General features: G+C 61.1%; 7 protein-coding genes and 1 pseudogene. All 8 read right to left on the bottom strand.

Annotated elements, in window-relative coordinates; genetic code table 11:
• A pseudogene (locus tag OQK_RS14560) lies at nucleotides 1-396 on the bottom strand (lipoyl synthase); the annotation flags it as partial.
• A gap of 25 nt (nucleotides 397-421) precedes the next feature.
• Nucleotides 422-1,069: a lipoyl(octanoyl) transferase LipB gene (gene lipB, locus OQK_RS14555; protein WP_016773030.1), complete on the bottom strand. Its 648-nt coding sequence runs from the start codon at nucleotides 1,067-1,069 to the stop codon at nucleotides 422-424.
• A complete protein-coding gene (locus OQK_RS14550; RefSeq protein WP_016773029.1) occupies nucleotides 1,069-1,344 on the bottom strand; it encodes a DUF493 domain-containing protein in 276 nt (91 codons plus the stop codon). Before OQK_RS14550 ends, lipB begins: the two co-directional genes overlap by 1 nt.
• Nucleotides 1,345-1,424: 80 nt before the next feature.
• On the bottom strand, nucleotides 1,425-2,582 hold the full coding sequence (locus OQK_RS14545) for a D-alanyl-D-alanine carboxypeptidase family protein (protein WP_016773028.1): 1,158 nt from the start codon (nucleotides 2,580-2,582) through the stop codon (nucleotides 1,425-1,427).
• 187 nt (nucleotides 2,583-2,769) lie between these two features.
• Complete coding sequence (locus tag OQK_RS14540) at nucleotides 2,770-3,780, bottom strand: septal ring lytic transglycosylase RlpA family protein (RefSeq protein WP_016773027.1); 1,011 nt, start codon at nucleotides 3,778-3,780, stop codon at nucleotides 2,770-2,772.
• Nucleotides 3,780-4,790 carry a lytic murein transglycosylase B gene (gene mltB / locus OQK_RS14535; RefSeq protein WP_016773026.1) on the bottom strand — a complete coding sequence of 337 codons (1,011 nt, stop codon included), beginning with the start codon at nucleotides 4,788-4,790 and terminating at the stop codon, nucleotides 3,780-3,782. The genes OQK_RS14540 and mltB overlap by 1 nt, the downstream gene beginning before the upstream one ends.
• Nucleotides 4,791-4,807: 17 nt before the next feature.
• On the bottom strand, nucleotides 4,808-5,911 hold the full coding sequence (gene rodA, locus OQK_RS14530) for a rod shape-determining protein RodA (protein WP_050977864.1): 1,104 nt from the start codon (nucleotides 5,909-5,911) through the stop codon (nucleotides 4,808-4,810).
• A 31-nt stretch (nucleotides 5,912-5,942) separates the two neighbouring features.
• Nucleotides 5,943-6,190: penicillin-binding transpeptidase domain-containing protein (locus OQK_RS14525; protein WP_038860956.1), on the bottom strand; the 248-nt coding region annotated here is incomplete at its 5' end.

Raw genomic sequence — 6,190 nt, 5'->3', positions numbered from 1 at the left:
GTCGGCGATGGCGATGGCCAGGCTTTCCGGCTCGTTGACGTCCAGTGGCTTCGGACGACCGTGGCCAACGTCGCAGAACGGGCAGCGACGGGTGCAGATGTCGCCCATGATCATGAAGGTTGCGGTGCCGCCGGAGAAGCATTCGCCGAGGTTCGGGCAGGACGCTTCTTCGCAGACACTGTGCAGCTTGTGCTTGCGCAGCAGGCTCTTGATGCGGTCGACTTCCGGCGAAACCGGGATGCGCACGCGGATCCAGTCGGGTTTCTTCGGCAGTTCGGTGGTCGGGATGATCTTGACCGGGATGCGTGCAACCTTCTCGGCGCCGCGCAGCTTGACGCCGGCTTCAACCTTGGGACGCGGGGCCGGGCGCTCGGTCACGTCGAGCGTCGGGATCATGGTTTGCACTGCATCAGTAGTCATATCAGTCGATTCCGCCCGTGAGGGTCGTCTGCTCAGCATAGTCGAGGTGTTTGACGAGCTGCGCGCGCAGCCGGGCACTTACCTCGGCAAATTCAATCGATCCTGCGTGATCGCTCAGCTGGGTCATGGCCAGCCCGGCGTAGCCGCAGGGATTAATCCGTCGAAACGGTTCCAGGTTCATATCCACGTTCAGGGCCAGGCCATGAAAGGAACAACCGTGGCGAATGCGCAAACCCAGAGAAGCGATTTTCGCTCCATCGACGTATACGCCGGGAGCATCTGGCTTGGCGGCGGCGGTGACGCCGTAGCTGGCCAGCAGTTCGATCAGGCAGGCTTCCATGCGGCTGACCAGATCACGCACGCCGAAACCCAGCTTGCGTACATCCAGTAACAGATAAGCCACCAGCTGCCCGGGGCCATGATAAGTCACTTGGCCGCCACGATCGACCTGCACCACCGGAATATCTCCCGGCAGCAACAGGTGTTCAGCCTTGCCGGCCTGGCCCTGGGTGAACACCGGCGGGTGTTCGACGAGCCAGATTTCGTCGGCGGCAGCAGTGCCGCGCTCATTGGTGAAACGTTGCATGGCATGCCAGACCGGCTCGTAAGCCATCTGGCCCAGCTCGCGAAAGCCCAGCGTGCCGTGCATCACAACACCATGTGCACGAAGCCGGTCGCCCGCAGTTCGCTGTTGATGTTGTACAGCTGATCCTGATCGGTGGCGACGATGTGCAGCTGGATGGTGGTGTACTTGCCGGTGCTGCTCTGACGCTCGTCGATGCGCTCGTCATTGATGGTCGCGTGTTTCTTGACGATCTCGATGATCTGGTCTTTGCGGCCGACGCCCGTATCGCTGATCACCTTGATCGGATAATCAGTCTGGGGAAATTCGATCTTTGGCGCCTGTACTTCGGTATCGGTCATGGCGTAACGGCCTCTTAAGCCGTGGTAACGCACATGGCCCCGCGCCGGATCGGGGCGGGGCCATGCAGGTCAACACTAAATCAGTTGAACAAGCCGTAGAAGAATAGACGGATGCTATCCCACATGCGGCGGAAGATACCACCCTCCTCGACGCCATCCAGAGCGATCAGGTCAGCGCTGTGCACCACCTTGTCTTCCAGTTTGACTTCGACTTTACCGATCACGTCGCCCTTGGCGATTGGCGCAACCAGTTGCGGGTTCATGGTCATGCTGGCAGCGAGCTTCTTCAGCTGGCCTTTCGGCAGAGTCATGGTCAGGTCTTGCGCCAGGCCGGCCTTGACCTGGCTGGTGGTGCCTTTCCATACCGGCGCCTGCGCCAGCTCGGTGCCCTTCTGGTAGAAGGTCTGGGTTTCGAAGAAGCGGAAACCGTAGGTCAGCAGCTTCTGGGTTTCAGCCGCGCGGGCCACTTCGCTGTTGGTGCCGAACACCACTGCGATCAGGCGCTGGCCATCACGTACAGCCGAAGACACCATGCAGTAGCCGGCTTCATCGGTGTGGCCGGTTTTCAGACCGTCAACGGTCTTGTCGCGCCACAGCAGCAGGTTGCGGTTAGGCTGTTTGATGCCGTTCCAGAAGAACTCTTTCTGCGAGTAGATCGCATAGTGAGCCGGGTCTTCGTGGATGATCGCACGGGCCAGAATCGCCATGTCGTGCGCCGACGAGTAGTGCTCAGGGTTCGGCAGACCGGTCGGGTTCATGAAGTGGGTATTGGTCATGCCCAGTTCGGTGACGGTCTTGTTCATCAGGTCGGCGAAGGCGTCTTCGCTGCCGGCGATGTGCTCGGCCAGGGCGACGCTGGCGTCGTTACCGGACTGGATGATGATGCCGTGCAGCAGGTCGCTGACAGTGACCTGCGAACCGACCTTGATGAACATCCGCGAACCGCCGGTGCGCCAGGCGTTTTCGCTGACAGTCACCGGATCGTTTTCACCGATCTGACCGCGACGGATTTCCAGGGTCGCGATGTACGCGGTCATCAGCTTGGTCAGGCTGGCCGGTGGCAGACGCTGGTCGCCGTTGTTTTCGACCAGCACGTTGCCGCTGCTGGCGTCCATCAGAACATAGGCCTTGGCGGCCAGTTGTGGTGGCGACGGCATCATCTCGGCCGCGAAGGCGGCTGGCGAGAGGAGCAGCGGGACTAGCAGACACAGGCGTTTGGCAAAGGTGGTGATGTTCATCCGTCTCTCGAAATCGCTAATGGAAACTTGCCCGAAGGCAAAACTTATTCAGACAGCCTTCTAACGGGCCATCGCGTGTTCAGTTGCTCACTCCAGTCACCCTTGCCGGGCTTTTGTTCTTCGACGAGCCAACAACCTGGTTCACCCCCCGAATACCGCAAGTGAACCGTCAATCAAGGTCTACGTGTTACTCGGTGACCACGCTGGGCGAACCCAGATTGGCCAGACGCACACTGTTCTGCACCTGGGCGATCTCACCCGGCGAGCCGATCGGCCCCAGGCGTACCCGGTGCAGGGTCTGCTGATTGCGCACGATCGAGCTGATGAACACCGGCGCGCTCACCATCCCGCTGAGCTTCGACCTCAGCAGTTCGGCAGCGTCCGGGTTGGCGAACGCGCCCACCTGCAGATACTGGCCAGACGCTGGTGCAGAAGCGTTTTTTTTTGCATCGATCTGCACGGGCACCACGGCCGCGGCGTGTTGCTGCGGCGGCGGTGTCCATTGCTCGACGGTGCCGGCCGAAGCCGTAATCACTGGCGCGCTATTCTGCGCCACTTGCGGCTCGTTGAGCATCAGCGGCGCCGGACGGCCCTTGGCCGCCCACCACTGCTGCGGATCGATGCCTTCGACCTTGACCCGCGCGGTGCCGGTTTCGGCGTAGCCGAGCTTCTTCGCCGCTGCGTAGGACAAGTCGATGATGCGATCGGAGTAGAACGGCCCACGATCGTTGACGCGCAGGATCACGGTCTTGTTGTTGTCCAGGTTGGTCACCCGGACGTAACTTGGCAGCGGCAAGGTCTTGTGCGCGGCACTCATGCCGTACAGGTCATACACTTCGCCGTTGGCGGTGTTCTGGCCATGGAACTTGGTGCCGTACCAGGACGCCGTGCCCGAAGCCACGTAGGTCTTGGATTCCTGCAACGGAAAATAGGTCTTGCCCAGCACGGTGTACGGATTGGCCTTGTACGGGCCGGTGTGCAGGGTCGGTGTTGCATCCGGGATGCGCGAAACATCGACATCCCACCAAGGCGCGCCGTCTTTGTGCGCGCGGTTGATGTCCAGGCCCGGTTGGGCGCGGACAGCAGTGGACGGGGTTTTCTGCGTCGGCGTGCGGCTGGTCGTGCAACTGGCGACCAGGACTGCCAACGCAGCGAAAGCCACCAGCTTCAGGGGTTTATTGTTAGGCAATGCCTGCATTACTTGACGCCCCGTGCTTGTACCAGCTGTTCAGACAGTTGATGTACGGCCATGGCGTACATCACGCTGCGGTTATAACGCGTGATCGCGTAGAAATTCTGCAGGCCCATCCAGTATTCAGGGCCGTTGTCGCCTTCGAGGCGAAATGCGGTAACCGGCATATCATCGCGCAGCGCATCATGACTTGACCAGCCCAGCGCCCGCAACTCTGCGACCGTCTTCACCGGCTCGATACCGGTGGTCAGGCCTTCGTCGGCCTGCTCGCCGCGCACATCGGCGCGGCTGACCACCGGTTCACCGGCAACCCAGCCATGACGCTTGAAGTAGCTGGCGACGCTGCCAATGGCATCGTCCGGGTTGTTCCAGATATTGATGTGGCCATCACCGTCGAAGTCCACCGCGTAGGCGCGAAAGCTGCTCGGCATGAACTGCGGCAGGCCCATCGCCCCGGCGTACGAGCCTTTCAGGGTCAGCGGGTCGACCTGCTCTTCACGGGCCAGCAGGAGGAACTCACGCAGTTCCTTGCGGAAAAATTCGGCACGGGGAGGATAGTCGAAGCCGAGGGTCGATAAAGCATCGATCACGCGGAAATTACCGGTATTACGTCCGAAAAAGGTCTCGACGCCGATGATCGACACGATCACTTGTGCCGGCACGCCGTATTCCTGCTCGGCACGGGCCAGGGTCGCCTCGTGCTGACGCCAGAAATCGACACCCCGGGCGATGCGCGCGTCGGTGATGAACATCGGGCGATATTCATTCCACTGCTTGACCCGTTCGGCGGGTCTGGAGATGGCGTCGAGAATCGACTGCTTGCGTTGCGCCTCGCGGAACACACCCATCAGTTGTTCACCGGCGAAACCGTAGTCGCGGGTCATTTCGCCGACGAATTCGGCCACCTGCGGCGAGCCTTCATAGTCGCCGGCCAGCGCTTCCTGCACGCTTCCCAGCAGGCCCATCAGGCCAACCAGCGGCGCGCATCGAGTCGCCCAGCCACGCATTACTTGCATTGCACTCTTCACCTTATTCAAACCTGTGCGATCCACTTGCGATGGGTATGGATCGACATCAAAACCCCAAACGCTGACAGCAGCGTCACCAGCGAAGTTCCTCCGTAGCTAATGAACGGCAACGGCACCCCCACGACCGGCAACAGGCCACTGACCATACCGATGTTGACGAAAACGTAAACAAAAAAAGTCATGGTCAACGCGCCGGCGAGCAATTTGCCGAACAGCGTTTGCGCCTGGGCGGTGATCACCAGCCCGCGACCGATCAACAACAGATAGATCAGCAGCAGCGCGCAAATCCCCACCAGACCGAACTCTTCGCCAAGCACAGCAATGATGAAGTCGGTGTGGCTTTCCGGGAGAAAGTCCAGGTGTGACTGGGTGCCGAGCAGCCAGCCTTTGCCGAATACGCCACCGGAACCGATCGCGGCTTTGGACTGAATGATGTTCCAGCCGGTACCGAGCGGATCGCTTTCCGGGTCGAGGAAAGTCAGGACCCGTTGCTTCTGATAGTCGTGCATGACGAAGAACCACATCGCCACCGATACCGGCACCGCCGCCGCCAGCACGCTGAGAATCCAGCGCCAGCGCAGGCCGCCCATGAACAGGACGAAGGCGCCACCGGCGAGAATCAGCAGCGAGGTACCGAGATCGGGCTGGCGCACGATCAGAATGAACGGCACGCCAATCAGCATCAGGCTGATGCCGACGTGCTTGAGCTGCGGCGGCAGCGTGCGTTTGGACAGGTACCAGGCGATGGTTGCCGGCATCAGGATCTTCATGAATTCCGAGGGCTGGAAGCGGATCACCCCGGGGATGTTGATCCAGCGCGTGGCGCCCATGGCGTTGTGGCCCATGATGTCGACGACGATCAGCAATATCACACCAATCACGTAACCGAGCGGCACCCAGCGGGCCATGAAACGCGGCTCGAACTGGGCGATGACAATCATCGCCACCAGGCCGATGCCGAAGGATGTGGCCTGCTTGCCGAGCAGATCCCAGCTCTTGCCGCTGGCCGAATACAGCACGAACAGGCTGCCGGCGGCGAGGATCAGCAACAGGATCAACAGCGGGCCATCGATATGCAGTCTTTGCAGCAACGTCGCGCGGCGACGCATCACATCCTCGCTGGAGAGCATGCGATCGAAATTATTCATCACGGGCCGGGGCCTCCGCAGTGATAGGGCTGGCGTACTCGGCTTTCAGGTGGCCATCCTGGTCGAGCAACCAGGCGTCCATGACCTGGCGCACCACTGGCGCGGCAACGCCGGAACCGGACTCACCGTTCTCGACCATCACCGACACGACGATTTTCGGATCATCGGCCGGGGCGAAGCCGACGAACAGGGCGTGGTCGCGGTGGCGTTCCTGGACCTTGGAGCGGTCGTATTTCTCGC

This window comes from Pseudomonas sp. R62 (assembly GCF_000257605.1).
In the GTDB taxonomy this organism is placed as follows: Bacteria; Pseudomonadota; Gammaproteobacteria; order Pseudomonadales; family Pseudomonadaceae; genus Aquipseudomonas; species Aquipseudomonas atacamensis.
Note: the sequence above shows the minus strand (reverse complement) of the source record. Positions and strands in the feature narration are given on the sequence as shown.